The 22,305-nt window shown below is 69.5% G+C and carries 20 protein-coding genes; 6 read left to right on the plus strand and 14 right to left on the minus strand.

The features are described 5' to 3' along the window. Window positions 1-44: 44 nt before the first annotated feature. From J7520_RS09900 to J7520_RS09930, 7 genes are all read right to left on the minus strand, one after another. Window positions 45-1,265, minus strand: a complete 1,221-nt coding sequence (locus tag J7520_RS09900) for a cysteine desulfurase (protein WP_291187443.1) — start codon at window positions 1,263-1,265, stop codon at window positions 45-47. Between the two features lie 68 nt (window positions 1,266-1,333). After that, on the minus strand, window positions 1,334-2,470 hold the full coding sequence (gene sufD, locus J7520_RS09905; RefSeq protein WP_291187446.1) for a Fe-S cluster assembly protein SufD: 1,137 nt from the start codon (window positions 2,468-2,470) through the stop codon (window positions 1,334-1,336). Further along, window positions 2,470-3,246, minus strand: coding sequence for a Fe-S cluster assembly ATPase SufC (gene sufC / locus J7520_RS09910; protein ID WP_291187448.1), 777 nt, complete (start codon window positions 3,244-3,246; stop codon window positions 2,470-2,472). Before sufC ends, sufD begins: the two co-directional genes overlap by 1 nt. A 55-nt stretch (window positions 3,247-3,301) precedes the next feature. Next, window positions 3,302-3,796, minus strand: a complete 495-nt coding sequence (locus J7520_RS09915; RefSeq protein ID WP_291187451.1) for a GNAT family N-acetyltransferase — start codon at window positions 3,794-3,796, stop codon at window positions 3,302-3,304. Between the two features lie 2 nt (window positions 3,797-3,798). Beyond that, window positions 3,799-5,268: a Fe-S cluster assembly protein SufB gene (gene sufB, locus J7520_RS09920; RefSeq protein ID WP_291187806.1), complete on the minus strand. Its 1,470-nt coding sequence runs from the start codon at window positions 5,266-5,268 to the stop codon at window positions 3,799-3,801. 96 nt (window positions 5,269-5,364) lie between these two features. Beyond that, window positions 5,365-5,811 carry an SUF system Fe-S cluster assembly regulator gene (locus J7520_RS09925; RefSeq protein ID WP_291187453.1) on the minus strand — a complete coding sequence of 149 codons (447 nt, stop codon included), beginning with the start codon at window positions 5,809-5,811 and terminating at the stop codon, window positions 5,365-5,367. A 107-nt stretch (window positions 5,812-5,918) separates the two neighbouring features. Beyond that, entirely contained in the window at window positions 5,919-6,872 is a 954-nt protein-coding gene (locus J7520_RS09930; RefSeq protein ID WP_291187456.1) for a transporter, read from the minus strand. A 196-nt stretch (window positions 6,873-7,068) separates the two neighbouring features. On the opposite strand from J7520_RS09930, the gene J7520_RS09935 reads away from it, so the two are divergent. Further along, on the plus strand, window positions 7,069-8,148 hold the full coding sequence (locus tag J7520_RS09935) for a phosphotransferase (RefSeq protein ID WP_291187459.1): 1,080 nt from the start codon (window positions 7,069-7,071) through the stop codon (window positions 8,146-8,148). A 2-nt stretch (window positions 8,149-8,150) separates the two neighbouring features. Further along, a complete protein-coding gene (gene murU / locus J7520_RS09940; RefSeq protein WP_291187808.1) occupies window positions 8,151-8,870 on the plus strand; it encodes an N-acetylmuramate alpha-1-phosphate uridylyltransferase MurU in 720 nt (239 codons plus the stop codon). 181 nt (window positions 8,871-9,051) lie between these two features. Here murU and hda read toward each other — a convergent pair whose 3' ends face one another. The 4 genes from hda to J7520_RS09960 are packed head-to-tail and all read right to left on the minus strand — an operon-like array spanning window position 9,052 to window position 12,151. Next, window positions 9,052-9,771 carry a DnaA regulatory inactivator Hda gene (gene hda, locus J7520_RS09945; protein WP_291187462.1) on the minus strand — a complete coding sequence of 240 codons (720 nt, stop codon included), beginning with the start codon at window positions 9,769-9,771 and terminating at the stop codon, window positions 9,052-9,054. After that, window positions 9,768-10,949 (minus strand): AI-2E family transporter, encoded by a 1,182-nt coding sequence (locus tag J7520_RS09950; RefSeq protein ID WP_291187465.1) that lies wholly within the window; start codon window positions 10,947-10,949, stop codon window positions 9,768-9,770. Before J7520_RS09950 ends, hda begins: the two co-directional genes overlap by 4 nt. A gap of 5 nt (window positions 10,950-10,954) precedes the next feature. Next, complete coding sequence (locus tag J7520_RS09955; protein ID WP_291187468.1) at window positions 10,955-11,509, minus strand: CDP-alcohol phosphatidyltransferase family protein; 555 nt, start codon at window positions 11,507-11,509, stop codon at window positions 10,955-10,957. Between the two features lie 12 nt (window positions 11,510-11,521). Beyond that, a complete protein-coding gene (locus J7520_RS09960) occupies window positions 11,522-12,151 on the minus strand; it encodes a DUF2066 domain-containing protein (protein ID WP_291187471.1) in 630 nt (209 codons plus the stop codon). A gap of 156 nt (window positions 12,152-12,307) precedes the next feature. Here J7520_RS09960 and purM point away from each other — a divergent pair, with 156 nt between their 5' ends. The 3 genes from purM (at window position 12,308) to J7520_RS09975 (ending at window position 14,896) form a co-directional block, all read left to right on the plus strand. Next, window positions 12,308-13,345 carry a phosphoribosylformylglycinamidine cyclo-ligase gene (gene purM / locus J7520_RS09965; protein ID WP_291187474.1) on the plus strand — a complete coding sequence of 346 codons (1,038 nt, stop codon included), beginning with the start codon at window positions 12,308-12,310 and terminating at the stop codon, window positions 13,343-13,345. Window positions 13,346-13,433: 88 nt separating this feature from the next. Further along, a complete protein-coding gene (gene purN, locus J7520_RS09970) occupies window positions 13,434-14,114 on the plus strand; it encodes a phosphoribosylglycinamide formyltransferase (RefSeq protein ID WP_291187478.1) in 681 nt (226 codons plus the stop codon). A 56-nt stretch (window positions 14,115-14,170) separates the two neighbouring features. After that, entirely contained in the window at window positions 14,171-14,896 is a 726-nt protein-coding gene (locus tag J7520_RS09975) for a DUF3108 domain-containing protein (RefSeq protein ID WP_291187481.1), read from the plus strand. 178 nt (window positions 14,897-15,074) lie between these two features. Here the strand turns inward: J7520_RS09975 and J7520_RS09980 are convergent, their stop codons facing one another. Next, complete coding sequence (locus J7520_RS09980; RefSeq protein WP_291187482.1) at window positions 15,075-19,436, minus strand: choice-of-anchor Q domain-containing protein; 4,362 nt, start codon at window positions 19,434-19,436, stop codon at window positions 15,075-15,077. A gap of 185 nt (window positions 19,437-19,621) precedes the next feature. Here J7520_RS09980 and J7520_RS09985 point away from each other — a divergent pair, with 185 nt between their 5' ends. Further along, complete coding sequence (locus tag J7520_RS09985) at window positions 19,622-20,380, plus strand: helix-turn-helix transcriptional regulator (protein ID WP_291187485.1); 759 nt, start codon at window positions 19,622-19,624, stop codon at window positions 20,378-20,380. Window positions 20,381-20,627: 247 nt separating this feature from the next. Here the strand turns inward: J7520_RS09985 and murA are convergent, their stop codons facing one another. Both murA and J7520_RS09995 read right to left on the minus strand, forming a co-directional pair. Next, window positions 20,628-21,887 (minus strand): UDP-N-acetylglucosamine 1-carboxyvinyltransferase, encoded by a 1,260-nt coding sequence (murA, locus tag J7520_RS09990; RefSeq protein WP_291187488.1) that lies wholly within the window; start codon window positions 21,885-21,887, stop codon window positions 20,628-20,630. A gap of 86 nt (window positions 21,888-21,973) precedes the next feature. Continuing rightward, on the minus strand, window positions 21,974-22,210 hold the full coding sequence (locus J7520_RS09995; protein WP_291187491.1) for a BolA/IbaG family iron-sulfur metabolism protein: 237 nt from the start codon (window positions 22,208-22,210) through the stop codon (window positions 21,974-21,976). Between the last annotated feature and the right edge of the window lie 95 nt (window positions 22,211-22,305).

A 22,305-nucleotide genomic window follows, 5' to 3' on the forward strand; every position in this document is an offset into this window, starting at 1 on the left:
CACGGCCGCCGCTCGAAGTCCGCGTTCCGCGAAGACGAGCGGAATCATCCGAGCAGCTTGCGCACCTTGGCGATCGCCGCGACGAGCGCGTCGACCTCCTCGCGCACGTTGTAGAACGCCAGCGACGCGCGCGCGGTCGCCGGCACGCCGTAGAACTGCATCAGCGGATGCGCGCAATGGTGGCCTGAGCGCACCGCGACGCCCTCGTGGTCGAGCAGGGTCGCCAGGTCGTGCGCGTGCACGCCGTCGATCAGGAACGACAGCACCGCCGCCTTCTCCTTCGCGCGGCCGAACAGGCGCAGGCCCGGCACCGATTCCAGCGCCGCCGTCGCATAGGCGAGCAGGTCGCGCTCGCGTGCGCCGATCGCCTCGAAGCCGACGCCGTTGACGTAGTCGACGGCGGCGCCGAGGCCGACGAAGCCGGCGATGTTTGGCGTGCCGGCCTCGAACTTGTGCGGCGCGTCGGCGAAGGTGGTGCCGTCGAAACTGACCGTGCGGATCATCTCGCCGCCGCCGAAGAACGGCGGCATCTCGGCCAGCAGGTCCTTGCGCGCCCACAGGATGCCGGTGCCGGTCGGGCCGAACAGCTTGTGCCCGGTCAGCGCGTAGAAGTCGCAGCCGAGCGCCTGCACGTCGATCGGCAGATGAGGCGCGGCCTGCGAGCCGTCGACGAGCAGCGGGATTCCGCGCGTGCGGCAGGCCTTGGCCAGCTCGCGCACCGGATTGACGGTGCCGAGCACGTTGGAGACGTGCGTCACGCCGGCCAGCTTCACGCGCGGAGTCAGGCGCGCGACGAACTCCTCGACGATCAATTCGCCGTCCGGTGTGATCGGCGCGGCGATCACCTTCGCGCCGGTGCGCGCGGCGACCAGCTGCCAGGGCACGATGTTCGCGTGGTGCTCCATCGTGGTGACGAGGATCTCGTCGCCGGGCTGCAGGCGCGGCAGCGCGTAGCTGTAGGCGACCGTGTTGATCGCCTGCGTGGTGCCGCTGGTGAAGATCACCTCGTCGCGCGTCGGCGCGTTGATGAAGCGCGCCAGCTTGTCGCGCGCTCCCTCGTAGGCCGAGGTCGCCGCCTCGCCGAGCGAATGCACCGCGCGCGCGACGTTGGCGTTGGTCTCGCGATAGAAACGATCCACCGCGTCGATGACCACCTGCGGCTTCTGCGAGGTGTTCGCGTTGTCGAGGTAGACCAGCGGCTTGCCGTGCACCTCGCGCGCGAGGATCGGGAAGTCTTTGCGGTAGGGATTGGAGTCGAACGTCATCGGGGCTGCTTCACCTTCGTCGCCGTCGTTCCCGCCGAGCGGGAGCGACGGACAGGGGTTACCGTCGATCAGGCGCTGGTCGGCAGCGCCGCCTGCGCGCGCTGCGCCAGCCGCTCGCGCAGGTCCGCGTCGGCGACGCCGGCGAGCACTTCGCTGCAGAACGCCGTCACCATCATGCGCCGCGCCTCGGCCAGCGGAATGCCACGCGAACGCAGGTAGAACAAGGCGCGCTCGTCGAGCTGGCCGACGGTCGCGCCGTGCGCCGCCTTCACCTCGTCGGCGTAGATTTCCAGCACCGGCTGCGTGTCGATCTCGGCGTTCGGCGACAGCAGCAGGTTCTTGTTCGACAGCACGGCGTCCGAGCCGTCCGCGCCGGCGGCGACGGTGATCGCGCCGTGGAAGATTCCGCGCGCGCGCTGGTCCGCCACGCCGCGCCAGACGATGTCGCAGGCGGTGTCGCGCGCGAGATGGCGCACGTCGAGCTGCGTGTCGGCGTGGTCGCGGCCGCGCAGCGCGAACACGCCGCGCGATTCCAGGCGCGCCTCGGGGCCGGCGAGATCGACTTGCAGGTCCATGCGCTGCAGGCGGCCGCCGAGCAGCACGTGCGTCGCGCGCAGCGTCGCCTTCGCGCCGACGCGCGCCTCGATCAGGCGATACAGCGCGGCCGATTCCGGCAGCTCGCACAGGCTGATCAGGTCGAGCTGCGTGCCGGCGGCCAATTCGTAGCGACGCTGCAGCGAACCGAACACGGCGGCGCCTTCCGCGGCGAGGTGCTGCTCGATGATGCAGGCGCGCCCGCTGGCGATCGTCACTTCCGCGCTCGCCCGCCAGCGGCTGGCCTGCGCGGACGGTACGCTCGCGTGCACCACGTGCACGGGTGCGCCGACGTCGCCGTCGATGCGGATCGGATAGACGTTGTCGGCCGACACGCCGGCGGTGATCGACGCGCCGATGCCGGCCATGTCCGAGTACCGCTCCGAGAGCGTGCCGTTGACCAGCACCACGCGGCGACCGCGCGTCTGCGGCCAGTCGAACTGCGCCAGCAGTGCCGCGGGCAGCTCGGCCTGCGCGTCGGCCGCGACGAAATCCTGCTGCGACAGCGCGCGCAGCGCCGTCTTGCTGTAGCGCCAGGACTCCGCGCGCGCGCCGGCGTCGCCGCGGCCCAGCTCGTCGAGCAGATCGCGCTCGTGCGGAACGGACGCCATCACGCCGCTCCGGCACCGGCGCCGGCGGGCAGGTGGCGTTCGGCGATCCAGGCGTAGCCGTGTTCCTCGAGCTTGTGCGCAAGGCCGGCGTCGCCGGACTCGACGATGACGCCGTCGGCGAGCACGTGCACGAAGTCCGGCACGATGTAGTCGAGCAGGCGCTGATAGTGCGTGACGACCAGGAACGCGCGCTCGGGCGAGCGCATCGCGTTGACGCCGTCGGCGACCATCTTGAGCGCGTCGATGTCGAGACCGGAGTCGGTCTCGTCGAGGATCGCGAGCCTGGGCTCGAGCAGCGCCATCTGGAAGATCTCGTTGCGCTTCTTCTCGCCGCCGGAGAAGCCCTCGTTGACCGCGCGGTGCAGCAGCTCGTCCTTCAGGTGCAGGACGGCGAGCTTCTCGCGCACCCGCTTGAGGAACTGCATCGAATCGAGCTCGGCTTCGCCGCGATGCTTGCGCTGCGCGTTCAGCGCGGCGCGCAGGAAGTAGGTGTTGTTCACGCCCGGAATCTCGACCGGGTACTGGAACGCGAGGAAGACGCCTTCCGCCGCGCGCTGCTCGGGCTCCAGATCGAGCAGGTTCCTGCCTTCGAAGACGACCGAGCCCTGCGTGACCTCGTAGCCCTCGCGCCCGGCCAGCACGTTGCCGAGCGTGGATTTGCCGGCGCCGTTCGGCCCCATGATCGCGTGCACCTCCCCCGCCTTCACGTCGAGCGAGAGGCCCTTGAGGATTTCCTTGCCGGCGACGCGGACGTGGAGGTTTTCGATCTTCAGCATGCTCTGTTCACTCAAGTCTTTTTTCATCGGGGTTTTCGGCGCGACGACGAAGCCGTCAGTTCGCCGCCAATTCGGCCAGCGCCTCGCCTTCGACGCGGCAGCCGAGCCATTCCGGCGTCAGCTTCGCGCCGAGCGACCGGTAGAACTCGATCGACGGCGTGTTCCAGTCCAGCACCGACCACTGGAACCGCGCGAGCCCTTCGGCCACGCAGCGCCTGGCCAGATTGACGATCAGCGCCTTGCCGATGCCGCGGCCGCGGAACGCCGGGCGCACGTACAGGTCCTCGAGGTAGAGCCCGTGGCGGCCGCGGAAGGTCGAGTAGTTGTAGAACCACAGCGAGAAGCCGGCGACCTCGCCCTGCCATCGCGCGATCTCGGCGAACACGCGCGGCTGCGTGCCGAACAGCGCCTCGGCGGTATCGGCCGCCGTCGCGTCGACTTCGTGGCGCAGCTTCTCGTATTCGGCCAGTTCGCACACCAGCGCGTGTATCGTCGCCGCGTCGTCGGGCCGCGCCGCGCGGATCGCGAGGCTGGCTTGGACCCCGTCCATGCTCAGCCCACCGCGCCTTCGAGCGACACCTCGAGCAGCTTCTTCGCCTCGACGGCGAATTCCATCGGCAGCTCCTTGAACACCTGCTTGCAGAAGCCGTCGACGATCATCGACACCGCGTCTTCCTCGCCGATGCCGCGCGAGCGGCAGTAGAACAGCTGGTCGTCGGAAATCTTCGAGGTGGTCGCCTCGTGCTCGACGATCGCGCCGGGATTCTTCACCTCGATGTACGGGAAGGTGTGCGCGCCGCACTTCTTGCCGATCAGCAGCGAATCGCACTGTGTGTAGTTGCGCGCGCCTTCGGCGCCCTTCTCCACCTTGACCAGGCCGCGGTAGGTGTTCTGCCCGCGCCCGGCGCTGATGCCTTTGGAGACGATCTTCGACTTGGTGTTGCGGCCGATGTGGATCATCTTCGTGCCGGTGTCGGCCTGCTGGCGATGATGCGTCAGCGCGACCGAGTTGAACTCGCCGACCGAATCGTCGCCGCGCAGCACGCAGCTCGGATATTTCCAGGTGATCGCCGAACCGGTCTCGACCTGGGTCCAGGAAATCTTCGAGCGCGCGCCGCGGCAGTCGCCGCGCTTGGTGACGAAGTTGTAGATGCCGCCGACGCCGTTCTCGTCGCCCGGATACCAGTTCTGCACGGTCGAATACTTGATGTTGGCGTCGTCGAGCGCGACCAGCTCGACGACCGCCGCGTGCAGCTGGTTCTCGTCGCGCATCGGCGCGGTGCAGCCTTCCAGGTACGACACGCTGGCGCCTTCTTCCGCGATCAGCAGCGTGCGCTCGAACTGGCCGGTGTCGCGCGCGTTGATGCGGAAGTACGTCGACAGCTCCATCGGGCAGCGCACGCCCTTCGGCACGAACACGAACGAGCCGTCGGAGAACACGGCCGAGTTCAGCGCGGCGAAGTAGTTGTCGCCCGGCGGCACCACGCTGCCGAGATATTTCTGCACGAGCTCGGGATGCTCGCGCACCGCTTCGCTGATCGAGCAGAAGATCACGCCGGCCTCGGCCAGCTCCTTGCGGAACGTGGTGCCGACCGACACCGAGTCGAACACCGCGTCGACCGCCACGCCGGCCAGGCGCGCGCGCTCGTGCAGCGGCACGCCGAGCTTGTCGTAGGTTTCCAGCAGCTTGGGATCGACCTCGTCGAGCGATTTCGGCCGGTTCTTCGGTTGCGAGTAGTAGCTGATCGCCTGGAAGTCGATCGGCTCGATGTCGAGCTTGGCCCAGTGCGGCGGCGTCATCGTCAGCCAGTGGCGATAGGCCTTCAGGCGCCACTCGGTCAGCCATTCCGGCTCCTGCTTGCGCGCCGAGATCGCGCGCACGACGTCCTCGTTCAGGCCCGGCGGCAGGCTTTCGCTTTCGATGTCGGTGACGAAACCGGCGCTGTAGCGACGATTCAGGGCCTCGACGACGGCCTCGTTGCCGGCCGGCGCGTCGCCGCGGTTGCGCAGTTCGTTTTCCATCTGGATTCGTTCGGTGGCCATGGGAGCTGCCTACGGGTTGCTTCCCTTGCGTTCGTCCCGGAACGCGACGTCAAAAGCGGGTGTCCGTGCCCGCACTCAGGAAACCGCTACGCGCAGCGGGATCGCCGCGCCGCGTCGCGGCGGCGGCTTGACCATCTCGGCAAGGCTGACCTCCGCCAGCGCCGTCGCGATCGCGTGGTTGATGCGCTGCCAGTTCACGCGAACGCCGCAGTGCGGCTCGTGTCCGCAGGCGCCGGCGTGCACGCTGCATTCGGTCATGCCGATCGGGCCTTCCATCGCGGTGACGATGTCGGCGATCGAGATCTCCCGCGGCGCACGCGAAAGCCGATAGCCGCCGTTGATGCCGCGGGTGGAGACCACCAAGCCGGCCTGTGCGAGCTGCTTGAGCAGCTTGCTGACCGTCGGCGCCTCCAGGTGCGCGCGCTCGGCCAGCGCCTGCGCGCTGAGCACGCCGTCGCCGGCCGCCGCGAGGCAGGTCATGACGACGGTGGCGTAGTCGGTCAGTTTGCTGACGCGAAGCATGGGAACCGGGGGATCTAAAAGCGTACCGAAATGGTACTGATTTGACGGCCCCGGGTCAACGAACCTGGGCAACCGGAAGGCCGTGAACGCCACCCCAATACGGAGATTCAGAACACCATGTTGAGCGCGACGGCCGGCGTCACGCTCGCCGGGGCGGCGCGCGTGTGCGGAATCACGCGCACGCCGAGCAGCAGGCCGAGATTCGCGCTCCAGTTGTATTCGACGGCCGGCGCCAGCGCGAAGGACGCTCCGGCGCCGCCTTCCACGCGCACGTCGTCCGCCGTGACGTACGGTGAAGAACGGCCGGAGACGCTTGTGTCGCCGGTGTGCCGATAGATCAGGTCGAGCGCGAGCGCCCAGTTCTGCGTGAGGCTGTATTCGAAGGCGAGGTTGGCGGTCTGCACGCTGCCCGGCTTCGCGCGGCCGTGGAAACCCTGCGCGGTGCCGTAGACGCTGACGTCCCCGACGCCGGCGCTGCGCGACCACGCATGCGAAAGATTGAAGCGCGTGCGCAGGATGCGCCCGTTCGGCATCCAGAAATACGTCTGCATGTACCAGCCGAGCGTGGTGGTGCGCGCGCCGCTGCCGAGCCCGTCGCCAGGGCGTTCGCCGAGGCGGTCGAACCGGCCGGTCGGTAGCGACTGCTGCACGTTGATCGACATCGTCGGCACGCCGCTGTCCGCGTCGAACCGGGTCAGGCGCCATTGCGCCTGCACGCTGACGTCGCCCACGCCGAGATGCGAGCTGCCGGCGCCGCCGCCGATGCGGTTGTAGCCGAAGGTCGGGATCAGGCCGACGGTGAGGCGATCGGTCAGGCCGTAGTTGAGGTAGGTCAACGAGCCGAAGCCGTCGGCACGCGGCGATATCACGTCGTAGAGATACGGCTCGACGAGCACGTGGCCGCGCGGCAGCGTGCCCGCCGAGGGCGCCAGCATCGGCCCGGTGAACCAGGCGTCGTCGATCGACTGGCGCCCGGCCGGTTCGGCGGCGGACGCCGCAGCGGCCGCGAGCAGGCAGAACCCGAATGCAGCTGTGCGGAAGGTCGTCTCGACGAGCGTCACGACGCGAATTCCCCGATGGCCGAGCCGTTACCCTAGGCAGCGCCGCGCGACGGCGACAGTATCACCGCGCGCCGCGCGCCCGGAGCCAATTGCCGGAGCGGGCCGCCGCCACTTCGACCGCCCATCGGATGCGCTGGCACTGGAGCCGCGTCTACGCGGACAATGCCGCCCTCGTCCGACTCGTGAAGAGATGCGCGTGACCGATTCCTCCGGCCGCCACGCGGCCCTGTCGCACTTCGTGGCCGAAGCGCTCGCTGACCGGGCCACCTCGATCGCGCCCGCCTCGGCCGATGCCAGCTTCCGCAGCTACTGGCGCGTGACGCTCGCGGACGGCGGCACGCGCATCGTCATGGACGCGCCGCCGGACAAGGAGAACGTCGAACCCTGGCTCGGCATCGGTGCCCGACTGCACCAGGCGGGCCTGCACGTGCCCGACGTGTTCGCGGTCGACCGCGCGCAGGGCTTCATCCTGATGGAAGACCTCGGCGCACGCGCGTATCTGCCGGAATTGACCGCCGAGACCGCGGACGTCCTCTACGCCGACGCGCTCGATGCGCTGCTGCACATGCAGACGCGCGTCGATCCGGCCGGCCTGCCGGTGTTCGACGAGGCCTTCGCGCGGATGGAACTCGAACTGATGCCGGAGTGGTTCCTCGGCCGGCATCTCGGCGCGCCAGTCTCGACGCAGCAGCGCGCGACGATCGACGCCGCCTACGACGTGCTGGTCGCTGCCGTGCGCGAGCAGCCGCAGGGATTCATGCATCGCGACTACCACAGCCGCAATCTGATGGTCGTGGAGAGCCGGGATTGGGGGTCGGCGATCGGGGATTCGCAGCAGCGAAAGACCGAGGGCCTCCTGCCCAATCCGGGCATCATCGACTTCCAGGGGGCCGTAGTCGGTCCGGTCACCTACGACCTCGCCTCGCTGCTGCGCGATTGCTACATCGCCTGGGACGCCGAGCGCGTCGAGGGCTGGCTCGAAAGCCACCGCCAGCGCCTCGTGCACGCGCACCTGCTCGACACGCACGTCGACGCGGCCAGGTTCCGGCGTTGGTTCGACCTGACCGGCCTGCAGCGCCATCTCAAGGTGCTCGGCCTGTTCTGCCGGCTCTGCTATCGCGACGGTAAGACGCAATATCTCGGCGACCTGCCGCTGGTCTGGCGCTACGTGATCTCGGTCGCGCGCGCGCATCACGAATTGGCGCCGCTGGCCGACCTGCTCGAACGCGCGCTCGGCCAGCGCGACATCGCGCAGCCGCGCGAGCTAGGCGCATGAAGCTGCGCAGCGCGCTGATCTTCGCCGCCGGTCGCGGCGAGCGCCTGCGTCCGCTGACCGACGCCACGCCCAAGCCCCTGCTCGACGTCGGCGGCAAGCGGCTGATCGAGCGTCACCTCGACAAGCTCGCCGCGATCGGCGTCGAGCGCGTGGTGATCAACACCTCGCATCTGGCCGAGCAGTTTCCGGCCGCGCTCGGCGACGGTTCGCGCTGGCGGCTGTCGATCCACTACAGCTACGAAGGCCCCTCGCCGCTGGAAACCGGCGGCGGCATGCGCCGCGCGCTGCCCCTGCTCGGCGAGACGCCGTTCATCGCGGTCAGCGCGGACATCGTCAGCGACTACGACTACGCCCGGCTGCCGGCCGATCCGGACGGCCTCGCGCACCTGATCATGGTGCCGAACCCCGACTTCCATCCGCGCGGCGACTTCTGGCTCGACGGCACGCGCCTCAACGAGGACGGCGCCGGCGAGCGGCTGACCTTCGGCAACATCGGCGTCTACCGGCCCGAACTGGTTTCCGGCGAGGCCGACGGCCGCTTCAAGCTGCTGCCGATGTACCAGCGCGCGATGCGCGATGCGCGCCTGACCGGCGAACGCTACGACGGCTTCTGGCGCAACATCGGCACGGTGGAGCAGCTGCGCGAGTTGGGCGATGGGGGTAAGGGCGGGAGCGTTGGACGCGGATCAGAGCGCATGGACGCGGATCAAGAAAACGTCTGATTCGAAGATCCGACCCGGGTCAGGCATCGATTCTCGTCGAGGGTTTTTGTTTTCCCGAGCGTCCGCCACGGCTCGACGCCGTAGTGTCGCGCTCCGGCCAAGAGCTTTGGACGCGGATCAAACCAAATGAACGCCGATCGGATTCGCTTTTCTGATCCGCGTCCATGCGCTCTGATCCGCGTCAAACGCCCTTCTCATCCGCGTCCAATGCCTTCCCGAGCAACGACCGCAGAAACGGAACGGTCACGCGCCGCTGCGAGGCCAGCGAGGCGCGGTCGATGCGGTCGAGCGCGGCCAGCAGCGAGGCGAGATCGCGCCGGCCGCGGGCGAACAGCCAGTCCAGCGCCGCGTCGTCGAGTTCGATGCCGCGGGCCAGCGCGCGGTCGCGCAGCAGGTCGCGGCGTGCCGACTCGTCGAGCGGCTTCAACGCCAGCTGGGTGCAGGCGGACAGGCGCGAGACGAGGTCCGGCAGCCCGATGCCCAGCTGCGCGGCCGGCGCGGTCGCGGCGAACAGCAGGCTCGCGCGCTCGGCGCGGCAGCGGTTGTAGAGGTCGAACAGCGCGTGCTCGGCTTCGCGCTCGCCGGCGATCGCGTCGAGATCGTCGATCGCGAGCAGGTCGCTGCCACCGAAGCCGCGAATCGCCTCGGCGCGCCGCGTGCGCAGCGCAGCCAGCGACAAGTACTGCGCGCTGCGGCCGGCGGCGTTCGCGCAAGCACAGGCGGCGACCAGCAGATGCGTGCGGCCGCTGCCGCTCGCGCCGGCCAGATAGGCCCAGGATTCCTCGCCGCCCTGCGCGATCGCGCGGAGCAGTTCGACCGCGGCCGCGTTGGCGCCCGCGACGAAACTGTCGAAACGCTGGTGCGCCGGCCAGCGCAGCGCGAGCGGAAGCTGATCGGTCATGCGTTGCCGGGCGGCTCCGACGGCCTCGGCGGCGCGCCTTCGACGACGACGCTGTCGGCGGCGACGACGACCACGCTCTCGGCGCCGGGCACGATGATCTCCGGATGCGCGCGCGTCGTGTACAGCTCGCTCTGCGTGTAGCGCTCGTACAGGTAGCGCAGGAGGACCATCACCACCGAAGCGACCGGCAGCGCGAGCAGCACGCCGAGGAAGCCGAACAGCTCGCCGCCGGCGAGCACGGCGAAGATCACCGCGACCGGGTGCAGGCCGATCTTGTCGCCGACCAACTTCGGCACCAGCACGTAGCCCTCCAGCGTCTGCCCGATCACGAACACGCCGAGCACCAGCGCGACGTGGAACCAGTCCTGGTACTGCACCAGGGCCGCGATCACGCCCATCAGCACGCCGGTGATCGCGCCGAGGTACGGCACGAAGCTGATCAGGCCGGCGATCATGCCGATCAGCGGGCCGACGTTGATGCCGACCAGCCACAGGCCGACGCCGTAGAACACGCCGAGCGCGACCATCACGCTGAGTTGGCCGCGCAGGAACGCGCCGAGCACATCGTCGGACTCGCGCGAGAGGCGCGAAACGACCGGCTCGATCGAGCGCGGGATCAGCGAGTGGATGCGCGCGACCAGCACGTCCCAGTCGCGCAGCAGATAGAACGCGACCACCGGAATCATGACCAGATTCAGCACCCAGCCGACCAGGGCCATGCCGGACTTGGACACCTTCGCCACCACCGTCGCGGCGATGCCGCCGGCTTCCTTCCAGTGCGCCTGCAAGGTCTCGAAGATCTTCTGCGTGTCGAGGATGTCCGGCGAGATGCCGAAGCGCGCCTCCAGCCACGGCGTCGCGCGGGTCTGGAACCAGTTCAGCCAGACCGGCAGCTGGGCGAGGAAATTGCTGATCTGCCGCTCGATGAACGGCACCAGCACCAGCATCACCGCGACGACCAGGACCGTCGCCACCAGGAACACCAGGCTGACCGCGAGGTTCCGCCCGATGCGTGGTTCGAGCCGATCGACCACCGGATCGAGCAGGTAGGCGAACAGCGCCGCGACCACGAACGGCATCAGCACCGGCGACAGCAGGTAGATCACGCCGCCGATCGCCAGCAGCAGGATCAACGCCTGCCAGCGCAAGTCGAGCCATGCGCCTCCGTTTTCAGCCATGTCCCTTACCCTCCGTGCTTCGCGCGGCGCGCACGCGCGCCCCAGACGACGACATAGTGCAGGCCGCTGGCCAGCGTGACCAGCGCGGTCGCCACCGCCAGCACAGCGCGCAGCCCGTCCGGCACCGACAGCCAGCGCGACAGGTGCAGCAGCTCGACCAGCACGAAGACGATCTGCAGCGTCGTGGTCAGCTTCGACAAGCGGCTGGGCGCGGCGTCGAAGCGGCCGATCAGCCAATGGTAGGCGCTGGCGCCGGCGACGATGATCAGATCGCGCGCGACGATCAGCCCGACCAGCCACACGGGCAGTTCGCCGACCGCCAGCAGCGAGACGAAGGCGGTGGTCAGCAGCAGCTTGTCGGCGATCGGATCGAGCATGCCGCCGATCCAGCTCTGCCAGCCGTAGTGCTTGGCCAGGAAACCGTCGAGCGCGTCGCTGGCGCCGGCGATCGCGGCGACCAGCAGGGCGCCGTCGTAGCGGCCGTGCAGGATCAGCCAGCACAGCGGCAGCGCCAGCAGGATGCGCAGGCCGGTGATCAGGTTGGGCAGATGGCGCAACATCCGCGCCGAACGCTACGGAGTCAGCGCGAGTGTCGCATCGACGCCGTCGACCTTCGCTCCCGAACTGACCACGCCGAGCGTGCGCTCCATGCCGATGACCTCGAGGAAGCGCGCCGGGCTGGCCGTCAGCGACAGCCGCACCAGCATACCGTCGCCGCGCGCCTGCATCGGCTGCGCGTTGCGCACGAAGTTGTTGCGACCGAGATAGGCGATCACGCGCGCGTAGTCGCCGGCGTTGTTGATGCCGCCGATCCAGACCGTCGCCTCGCTCGGCTCCTCGGCCGCCTCCATCTCCGCAGCGGCCCCGCCGACGCCGAGCCGGCGCAGGATGCGGCCCACCGCCGCGCCGTCGAACTGCGCCACCAGCATGTACTTCGCGCCGCCCTCGCTGCCGCGGCGATACTGGTATTGCAGCACGTAGCGCTCGGCCTGCTCGACCGCCTTGGCGACGTCCGCCGACGACGGCGCGGCTCCCTCGCCGCCGCTCTGTTCGAGGATCACGTTCGCCAGCGCGACCTTCAGCGCGCCGCTGCGCTCCTCGTCGGATTGCGAATTGACCGGCGCCTCGCCGGTGTACGAGCCGGGCGCGGCCAGGACCGGCCAGGACGCGAGCAGCGCCAGCAGAAAAACGATCGCGCGCAACGGAGAGAATGCTCGCATCTTAAGGGCCGGCTGCCTTCGGAAGTTGGCGCAAGTCTGCCGAAAGGTCGCCAACACGTCCATTCCAGCGCCCAGCGCGGGCTCGGCCCGGCGCACTGCCGGTGTATCATGCGCGCCCCCGCAAGATGCCCCACCGCCATGTCCAGCGACCAGGAAAGCTTGAGTTACCGCGCCGCCGGCGTCGACATCGACGCGGGCAACGAAGTCGTCGAGCGCATCAAGCCGCTGGTCAAGCGCACGTTCCGGCCCGAGGTCATGGCCGGACTCGGCGGCTTCGGCGCGCTGTTCGAGCTGGCCGGGCGCTACCAGGAGCCGGTGCTGGTGTCCGGCACCGACGGCGTCGGCACCAAGCTCAAGCTCGCGCAAATGCTCGGCCGCCACGACACCATCGGCGTCGACCTGGTCGGCATGTGCGTCAACGACGTGCTCGTGCAAGGCGCCGAGCCGCTGTTCTTCCTCGACTACTTCGCCACCGGCAAGCTCGACGTCGACACCACCGTCAGCGTCGTCGGCGGCATCGCCAAGGGCTGCGAACTGGCCGGCTGCGCGCTGATCGGCGGCGAGACGGCGGAGATGCCGGACATGTACCCGCCGGGCGAATACGACCTCGCCGGCTTCACCGTCGGCGCGGTGGAGAAGTCCGCGCTGATCGACGGCGCGCGCATCCAGGCGGGCGACACGATCGTCGGCATCGATTCCAGCGGTCCGCATTCCAACGGCTATTCGCTGATCCGCAAGATCCTCGCGCGCGCCGGCAATCCGTTCGACCTCGATCTCGGCGGCGTCGCGCTCGCCGACGCGCTGATGGCGCCGACCACGATCTACGTCAAGCCGATCCTGGACGTGCTCAAGCGCCAGTCCGTGCACGGCATGGCGCACATCACCGGCGGCGGCCTGAAGGAGAACATCATCCGCGTCGTGCCCGAACACCTCGGCATCGCGCTCGACAGCGGCAGCTGGACGCTGCCGCCGGTGTTCGACTGGCTGCAGCGCGAAGGCCGCGTCGCGCGCGAGGAGATGTGGCGCACGTTCAACTGCGGCATCGGCTACGTGCTGATCGTCGCCGACGCCGAACGCGAGACCACGATCGCGACGCTGAAGTCGCTCGGCCTCGAGGCGCGGGCGATCGGCGAAGTCGTCGCCGCGAGCGGCGACGAGCGCGTGCGGATCGGTTGAAAGCCGTGATTGGTGATTGGTGATTGCTAAGGGCAAACCTGGAGATCGGACGGTGCTCGCGGGTGGCGAGCCCGTCGATTTCGATGCTTTGCCGATCGCCCGTCGTTCGTCGCCCATCCTCCGCGTCGCCGTTCTCGCTTCCGGCCGCGGCTCCAACCTGCAGGCGCTGATCGACGCGCAACGCGCCGGAACGCTGCCGGTCGAGATCGTGCTGGTCGCCAGCGACAAGGCGCAGGCGCCGGCGCTGCGCCGTGCGGAAGACGCCGGCATCGCCACGCTCGCGCTTGACCCGAAGAGCTACGCCAGCCGCGCCGCGTTCGACGCCGACCTGTTCGCGCGCGTCGCCGGGCACGAGCCGGCGCTGATCGTGCTGGCCGGCTTCATGCGCATCCTGGATCCGACCGCCTTGGCGCCGTGGGTCGGACGCATCGTCAACATCCACCCTTCCCTGCTGCCGAAGTATCGCGGCCTGCACACGCATCGGCGCGCGCTCGAAGCGGGCGACGCGACGCACGGCACGAGCGTGCATTTCGTCGACGCCGAACTCGACGGCGGACCGCTGCTCGCACAGGCGGAAATCCCGGTCCTCGCCGGCGATACGCCGGACCTGCTGGCCGAGCGGCTGCTCGTCCAGGAACACCGCCTGCTCGTCGCCTGCGTCGCCGAGATCGCCGCCGGACGCGTCGCGCTGGTCGATTCGCGCGTGCGGCGCGACGGCGTGCCGCTCGGCGCACCGCTGCGCCTGCGGGCCGACGGCTCGCTGGCGTGAGCGCCCGTTCAGCCTCGCCTCGCGACACTCGATCCATCGTCTCGCCGGATCCCTCGATGAAAGCTGCGCTCGCCGTGCTGTTGTGCCATCTGCTCGTATTCGCGCCCGCCTTCGCCGCGCCGGCCGCACCGACGTCGATCAAATCCTTCAAGGCCGAATACGCGACCTTGCAGAACGGCAGCGAACTCGGCCGTACGACGCTGGAGCTGTCCGACAACCACGACGGCAGCTGGACGCTGCGCAGCGAGACGCGCGGCACCGAGGGCCTGGCCAAGATCGCCGGCATCCACATCGTCGAGACCTCGCGCTTCCGCTGGCAGGACGGCCGGCCGCTCGCGCTGGCCTACGATTACAAGCAGGACGGCGCGTTCAAGCAGCGCACGCGCCAGGCCAAATTCGACTGGAAGGCGAACGAAGTGCGCGTGCGCGAGGGCGGCGAATTCCGCTACGCGACCGTGCCGGGCCTGATCGACCGCCAGAGCGTCACGCTGGCGCTGGCCGCCGACCTGATGCACGGCGCGCAACGCTTCGACTACAAGGTCGCCGTCAAGGACCACGTCGAGGACATGCGCTACACGCGCGGCGCGAACGAGACGCTGAAGGTGCCAGCCGGCAGCTACGCGACGACCGTCATGCTGCGCGAAGGCAACGACGACGACGATCGCCGCCGCGTCGGGCGCGTCTGGTTCGCCGAATCGCTGGGCTGGCTGCCGGCGCAGATCGAGCAGGCGGACCGCAAAGGCGACACGATCACGTTGCAGCTGGTCTCGCTGAAGCGTTGAAGAGCGGCTGAGCAACGGCCGCCGGCGCGATCCACGAGCGGGCCGCTGCGAACCGTTCGTGGTGGAGCACTACCTTGACATGGTAGGGGGGCAGGCCTGGCCCCCACGCGCATGCCGCTTCCCGCAGTGACTGCAGCGCAGCCTTCCCGGCTGCGCTGCGCACGTACATATCCGTCGATCAGCGGCGCCGAACCCCGGATCGGGGCCCGTTGCCCGCCGCCAATCGCAGCCAGGCCATCACGCCGAGTAAGCCGCCGAGCAGCGCGAGCAGGCTGGGTGCCAAGGTCGGCACCGGAACGACGGCAGGCTCGGCAGCGGCGTCGACCACCTGCGTCAGGGTCGTGCTCGAGGGCTCGGTGAGCAGATCGCCGCCGTAGTCCGCCGTGATCGCATGGGTGCCGACGTCGAGCGATCGGGTCGTGTAGCTGGCCGTACCGGTCGCGTCCAAGGTCAGGCTCGCCAACATCGCGCCGTTGTCGGTCAGTACGAGAGTGCCGGTGGGAACGGCTGCGCCGCTTGCCGATGCGTTCGCGAGCGTGCGCGCCGGGCCTGCCGCGACCGCCGGCGTCACCGTCACGGTGAAGATCACGTTCTGACCGGACCTGCTCGGATTGAGCGAACTGGTCAACGCGACCGCGCTCTCCACGGGAGCGAGCACGACGAATTTCACCGTGACCGGCGCCGCCGCCGCATGGTCGGCGTCGCCTTCCTGGCTCGCGGTGAGCGAGCAGGTGCCTGCGCCGAGCAAGGCGATCGCGAACGGCCCGTTGCCGCTGATGCTGCAGATCGACGCGGTGTCGGAAACCAGGCTCACTGCCAGGCCGCTCGACGCGGTCGGTGCGACCATGATCGAGCCCAGCCCGAGCGGCTGATCTCCCGGTGGCGCGAACGCGATCGTCTGCGCGCCGACGTCGATGGTGACGTCGAGCGCCAGCTGGGCGGCGGCGGTGTAATTGACGTCGCCGGCCTGATCAGCCGTGAGGGCGCAGGAACCTGCCCGACGCATGGCGACAGTGGCGGTGTCGCCTCCGGTCGCGGCGACCGTGCACACCGCAGGCGAATTCGACGAGAACACGAGCGGGCTGGTCGATGCGCCCGGCGTCGCCGAGACGGAGAACGTGCCGCCTTGCGCATAGGTCGGCGCGGCCGGACTGGCAATGAAATTCGAGATGCCCTGCGTCGCCTGGGTGATCGTCAGCGTACCGTCGACGAAGACCGGCGCGTAGTTCGGGCTGAGCGCACCGCTCGCCGTGATCGCATAGGTGCCGGCCGGCGCATTCGCGTCGGCCGCGGTGGCGAACGCCGGCGTGGCGACGAGGTCGTCGACCGCATCGCCGTTGACGAAGCCCGCATAGCTCGCGCCGAAAGTGGGATTCGCGGTGCCGTAGACGCGCGTCGCGTCGTCGACGCGGACCGTCAACGGCGCCGGCGCGACGACCATGGTGATCGACTGGCTGTACTCGCAGGTGCTGGCGTCGCTCGCGATGAGCCGGAAATCGTAGGACCCCGCCGCGGTGGGCGTACCGAGAATCGAGCCCTGGCTGCTGCCGGGACTGGTGCCGAAGTCGAGGCCCGGCGGCAGCGCGCCCGAGTCCAACGCGACCCCGACGACCCCGTTGCCGCCGGACGCGGACACGCTGCCGGTGTAGTCGGCACCGTATTGACCCGGATCGAGGTCGACGAGGTCGAACACGATCGGCGGCGGCGAGCCGATCGTCACCTGCACGCTCACCGTGGCGTCGAGGCTGTCGGTGACGGTGACCGTGTAGTCTCCCGCCGACAGGCCCGATGCTCCGGCCGAGGTTCCGCCGGAGGGGCTCCACAGATAGCGGTACGGCAGCGCGCCGCCGATCGCGTTGGCCGTGGCGGTGCCGTTGCCGCCGCCGTAGCACGTGGTGTCCGTGTGGGTGACGTCGACCAGCAGCATCGTCGTGATGCAGGTCAGGACCAGATCGGTCACGTCCGCGGCGAGCCCGCTGCCGCTCGCCGGCGCGACGGTGCATTCCTGGCCGTTCGGCGCGGAGAGCACCGTCACTGCCCAGTTCGCGTTCTCGGGCAGCAGGTTGGCGAAGGCGAAGCTCGAGTCCGCCTGCGCGACGGTCACGCTTTGCGCGCCGCCGCCGTCCGCGCCGGCCAGTTGCAGCACGACGTCGCCGATCTGACCGCTGGCGGTGCCGGAGAAACCATACAGCCGCACTTCGACGGCACCGCTGTCGCACTCGCTGCCCTGCGGGCGCGCGACGCCGCGCTCGTCGACGTGGCCGGCCTCGACGTTGCAGATCGCGCTGGATCCGCCGTCGATCGCCGCGCTGCCAGGGCCGGGCATCATCACCGGCAGGGCGCCGCCGGGCGGGACGGCGAGCGCGCCCAGGTGCAGCGGCGCGTCATTGCCCGGCATCGACGCCGGAATGCCGCAGCTCGTCCCGATGTCGTAATTGCGCAGATTGAAGTCGGGGTCGCCGACGGGGTTGTAGTACATGGTGCCGGTACCGACGAAGGCGCAGTCGCGAAGCAGGCTGTTGCTCACGCTGATCGCGCCGTCGTCGGCGACGATCGCGCTGACGCCGGAGACGCCTCCGCCGAAGGTGACGTTGTAGGCCTTGACCGACGAGCCCCGCACGTAGACATCGGTGCCGGCGTCGAGCGCCGAGTTGTCGGCGAAGGAGCTGTTGATCAGCGTGGCCTGCGCGCCGGCGGCATTGTGCAGCGCTCCGCCTCTCGCGGCGGAGTTGCCGTGCAGCGTGCTGCGTTTCAGCACGAGGCTGCCTTCGTTCTCGATGCCGCCGCCGTCGTCCGATCCGGCGTCGCCGTCGGCGATCGCGACGCCGCGGATCTCCACGCTCGCGCCGCTGGCGATGCGCAGCACGCGCGTCGTCGTGCCGATCAGGGAGACGGCGCCGCCGCCGTCGACGGCGACCGTGGCGCCCGGAGCGTCGAACAGAATTTCGTCGTCCAGCGTGACGGCCTGGATCGGCGCGGCGAAGGTGATCGTGCCGCCGCCGTCGAGCTTCGCCGCCGCCACCGCGTCACGCAACGTGCAGATGTCGGCGTTGCCGAGGCGGCAGCGTTCCGGGTCCGCGATGGCGGGATCCGCCGCCGAATTGACGACCAGCGAGAAGCCCGGCCCGAACGTCGCGACGCACGTGCGCGCGTCCTCCATCGTCACGCTGGTGGCCGGATCGCTGCCGCTGCAGTCGCCGCTCCACCCGATGAATTCGTGACCGGCGTCGGCCGTGGCGATCAGCGGGTACGGGGTCGGCGTCGCAGCCCCGGCGAGGAACGTCGGCAGGCTGGCGACGCAGATGCCGCTGCCGTCACGGCAGTCGTCGATGTATGCGCTGCCGTAGAACAGATTGACGGCGCCGCTGCCGACCACGCGAATCTCGAGCGGGAAGCGCCCGTTCCACTCGACTGCGCCGACATCGCAGCTCCGGTTCGGATTGGTGGACGGCGCAAGACCGGGGCGCCTCGCACCGCGCTGGTCCGCGGACGGCGCGGTGGCGCAGTCGATCTGGTCGATGATCTGGCCCGCCCCCGGCAGCAGCGTCTGCGTGGGACCGCCGTTGTCGGCCAGGGCGCCGAATCCGATGCTCGCCGGGCCGACGGAACTGGGATCGCCGAAGCTGCAGGAAGCGTCGGCGGCGCGGTTGCCGCCGCCATCCCCCGGCGGGAACGTGCCGAAGCAGTTCTGGATCACGGTATTGATGAGGATGCTGTTGGCGACGAAGCCGGAGGCATACGCGCCGCCCGGGGTCGGACTGCCCCACAGGGTCGAATTGAGCGCGACCAGCCCACCCTGGTCGTAGAGGGCACTGCCGATGCCGGCGGTATTGCCGGCCAGGGTGGCATTGGTCAGATCGAGCGTACCGGCGGCCTGGTAGATGCCGCCGCCGATGCCGGTGCCGGCACCGGCGCTGTTGTTGGAGAAGGTGCTCGCTGTGATCGCCGCGATCCCCGCGTTGTAGAGGCCGCCGCCGCTCGGCGCGCCGTTGCCCGACACGGTGGTCCGCTCGACGATCAGGTTGCCGAGGTTGTAGAGGCCGCCACCGGTATTGCTCGCCTGGTTGTCCTCGAGGCGGCTGTCGCGCAGCGTGACGAGAGCGGATATGCCGTTCTGAATCGCGCTGCCCGCATCGCTGCTGCCGTTGCGCAGGGTGATGTTGGCGATCTGCACGATCGCGCCAGGTACGGTACGGAACAGCCGCGTGGCGTGGTTGCCGTCGATCGCGACACGGTGTTCGCCGTCGATCACCAGCGTGTGGGTCTGGGTGTCGCCGATCACCAGTTCGCCGTGCAGCGTGATCTGCGCGATCGATGCGGCGAAGCGGATCGTGTCGCCGCCGCCGGCGGCGGCGATCGCATCGCGCAGACTGCAGATGCCGACGTTGCCGGCTGCGCAGTCGGCAGCGTCGCCGGAGGCAGGATCGTTGGCGTCGTCGACGACGAACGTGTTGCCGGCTGCTTGCGCCGTGCAGGCCGCGAAGCCGAGCACGAATGCGACGCCGTACGCGCGCAGGCGCGCGGAAGCGAGTTGGAGCACGTCAATCCCCCTGATCGATGGTCGTGGCGCGGGATTCCCGCACCGCGCGAATCCCAGCGCAGGCGTGCCGGCGCGGCAATGTGCCGGCGGCACATCGGGCGCGTGGAAGCTTTGTGCGCATCAGGGGTTTGCGCGCACAATCGACGCCGGCGCCGGCGGCGCCGAAGGGGGCTTGGAACATGGGCATGTCGACGTCCGCCGTGACGCGGCTCAACCACGCGATCCTCGCGGTGTGCGGCGCACCGGAGGTGAACGCGTTCGCCGCGCACCTGCTGCACGCCTTGCGCCTGATCGTGCCGGGCGACATCCGCGTCGCCGACTTCTCCGGCATCGCCGAGATCCGCGGCCATACGGCCTACGATCCCGGACACGCGATCCCGACCGAGGTCAACGCCGCCGTGCATCGCCACCTGCGCGACAATCCGCTGTACGGCCGGCGCAACGTGCGCGCGACGAGCATTTCCGACCTGCTGACGAAGCGCCAATGGCGACGCACCGCGCTGTATGGCGAGGCCTACGCCAAGGCCGGGCAGGAGGACGGCCTCGCGCTCGATCTCGCCCTCGGCCACGGCGGCATGCTGACCCTCAACGTCACGCGCAGCGCGCGCGGCTATTCCGCGGCCGAACGCACGTCACTCGGCCTGCTCGGCCCTCACGTGCAGGCGCACTGGCGTCGCCTGCGCGCAGAGCAGCGCTGGGGCGATGCGCTCGCGCGCAGCGAGCCGTCGTCGCTCGAGGCGTTGAGCGCGCGCGAGCGCGAAGTGCTCGGCTGGGTCGCGGGCGGACGGTCCAATGCGGAAATCGCGACGCTGCTCGGCATCCGCGCCGGAACGGTCAAGCGCCACTTGGAAAACGTGTACCGGAAGCTCGGCGTGACTGGCCGCCGCGACGCGGCGAGTGCCCTCGCCCCGCTGATGCCGCGCGAGGGCCGGCGCGGCGATTGATGGCGGCCGCGTACCGGAGCGTCGGAGTTGCGAGAGCGAAACGACACGAAGCCGGTCGGCGCCTTAGTGCCGAGTACCGCGTCGAAAGCCTTGCAGCCTGCGCTCGCGGTACTGGATCAGCGCGAAGCGGCGAAACAGCGCGACAGACCTCATGTCCACCTTATCGGCGGACGGACGCTGGGATGGCGCCGCTTCGTTCGACCTCTATTGCCGGACCGCCAAGGTGCGCCCGGCCCCGCCAGTGCGCCTACGCCGGCAGACGCCGGATGTGCGCGCCGAGGCCACCGAGCTTCTCCTCGATGTTCTCGTAGCCGCGGTCGATGTGATAGACGCGGTCGACCACCGTGTCGCCGTGCGCGACCAGGCCGGCCAGCACCAGCGAGGCGGACGCGCGCAGGTCGGTCGCCATCATCGGCGCGCCGGACATCTGCTCCACGCCCTTGATGATCGCGCTGTTGCCTTCGATCTGGATGTCGGCGCCGAGGCGCTGCAGCTCCAGCGCGTGCATGAAGCGGTTCTCGAACACCGTCTCGGTGATGATGCCGACGCCCTCGGCGATGCAGTTCAGCGCGGTGAACTGCGCCTGCATGTCGGTCGGGAAGGCCGGGTACGGCGCGGTGGTGACGTTGACCGCCTTCGGCCGTCGGCCCTGCATGTCGAGCTCGATCCAGTCCTCGCCGGTGGAGATGTGCGCGCCGGCGTCCTCGAGCTTGCTCAGCACGGCGTCGAGGGTTTTCGGCCGCGCGCGCTTGGCGGTGACCTTGCCGCCGGTGATCGCCCCGGCGACCAGGAAGGTGCCGGTCTCGATGCGGTCCGGCAGCACTTCGTAGCTGGTGCCCGAGAGGCGTTCGACGCCTTCGATGACCAGCGTCGCGGTGCCGGCGCCTTCGATCTTCGCGCCCATCGCGTTGAGGCAGTTGGCCAGGTCGACGACTTCGGGCTCCTGCGCGGCGTTCTCGATCACGGTGGTGCCCGAGGCGAGCGCCGCGGCCATCATCAGGTTCTCGGTGCCGGTCACGGTGACCAGGTCGAGGTTGATGCGCGCGCCCTTCAGGCGCTTCGCCCGCGCCTTGATGTAGCCGTTCTCGACGGTGACGTCGGCGCCGAGCGCCTGCAGTCCCTTCAAGTGCAGATCGACCGGGCGCGAACCGATCGCGCAGCCGCCGGGCAGCGACACGACCGCCTCGCCGAAGCGCGCGACCAACGGCCCCAGCACGAGGATCGAGGCGCGCATCGTCTTGACCAGGTCGTACGGCGCGAAATAGTGCTTGGCCGGGCGCGGATCGACGTGGATCTTCATGCGCTCGTCGATGACCAGCTCGACGCCCATCTGGCCGAGCAGCTCCATCGTGGTGGTGACGTCGTGCAGATGCGGCACGTTGCCGATCGTGACCGGCCCGTCGGCGAGCAGAGTCGCGGCGAGGATCGGCAGCACCGCGTTCTTGGCGCCGGAAACCCATACGTCGCCGCTGAGGGGCTGGCCGCCGTTGATTACAATTTTTGCCATGTTCGAGAGCCGGAATTCGGGATTGAAGATTCGGGATTCGGGATTCGCGCGACGGCGCGGCACCGCTTGATCTCTACTGCCTGGATCTATTGCCGCTGCGCTTCGTCGGGCGTCAGCGTGCGCAGCGACAGCGCATGGATTTCGCCGCCCATCAGCTCGCCGAGCGTGGCGTAGACCATGCGATGGCGGGCCAGCGGCAGCTTGCCGGCGAAGGCGGGACTGACCACCAGCGCCTCGAAATGCACGCCGTCGGGGCCGTTCACCTCGACCTTCGCCTCCGGCATGCCGCGTTGAATCAGATCCTGCACGGTGGAGCTGTCCATTTTGTGCGTTTCTCCAGGCAAATGCGGATTGCTCGCGAATCCGACGTGGATGGGAGGCCCCCTCGCGCGCGGACAGCCGGGCGGCGGTCCTGGCC

This window comes from Dokdonella sp., assembly GCF_017744955.1.
In the GTDB taxonomy this organism is placed as follows: Bacteria; Pseudomonadota; Gammaproteobacteria; order Xanthomonadales; family Rhodanobacteraceae; genus Dokdonella_A.

Excerpts from the sequence above, each read along its gene's own strand:
- purM (WP_291187474.1), top strand. The coding sequence starts at position 12,308 with ATGTCCAGCGACCAGGAAAGCTTGAGTTACCGCGCCGCCGGCGTCGAC.
- J7520_RS09985 (WP_291187485.1), top strand. The coding sequence starts at position 19,622 with ATGTCGACGTCCGCCGTGACGCGGCTCAACCACGCGATCCTCGCGGTG.
- sufB (WP_291187806.1), bottom strand. The coding sequence starts at position 5,268 with ATGGAAAACGAACTGCGCAACCGCGGCGACGCGCCGGCCGGCAACGAG.
- J7520_RS09950 (WP_291187465.1), bottom strand. The coding sequence starts at position 10,949 with ATGGCTGAAAACGGAGGCGCATGGCTCGACTTGCGCTGGCAGGCGTTG.
- J7520_RS09955 (WP_291187468.1), bottom strand. The coding sequence starts at position 11,509 with ATGTTGCGCCATCTGCCCAACCTGATCACCGGCCTGCGCATCCTGCTG.
- murA (WP_291187488.1), bottom strand. The coding sequence starts at position 21,887 with ATGGCAAAAATTGTAATCAACGGCGGCCAGCCCCTCAGCGGCGACGTA.
- J7520_RS09915 (WP_291187451.1), bottom strand. The coding sequence starts at position 3,796 with ATGGACGGGGTCCAAGCCAGCCTCGCGATCCGCGCGGCGCGGCCCGAC.
- sufD (WP_291187446.1), bottom strand. The coding sequence starts at position 2,470 with ATGGCGTCCGTTCCGCACGAGCGCGATCTGCTCGACGAGCTGGGCCGC.
- hda (WP_291187462.1), bottom strand. The coding sequence starts at position 9,771 with ATGACCGATCAGCTTCCGCTCGCGCTGCGCTGGCCGGCGCACCAGCGT.
- J7520_RS09975 (WP_291187481.1), top strand. The coding sequence starts at position 14,171 with ATGAAAGCTGCGCTCGCCGTGCTGTTGTGCCATCTGCTCGTATTCGCG.
- J7520_RS09900 (WP_291187443.1), bottom strand. The coding sequence starts at position 1,265 with ATGACGTTCGACTCCAATCCCTACCGCAAAGACTTCCCGATCCTCGCG.
- J7520_RS09925 (WP_291187453.1), bottom strand. The coding sequence starts at position 5,811 with ATGCTTCGCGTCAGCAAACTGACCGACTACGCCACCGTCGTCATGACC.
- sufC (WP_291187448.1), bottom strand. The coding sequence starts at position 3,246 with ATGCTGAAGATCGAAAACCTCCACGTCCGCGTCGCCGGCAAGGAAATC.
- J7520_RS09995 (WP_291187491.1), bottom strand. The coding sequence starts at position 22,210 with ATGGACAGCTCCACCGTGCAGGATCTGATTCAACGCGGCATGCCGGAG.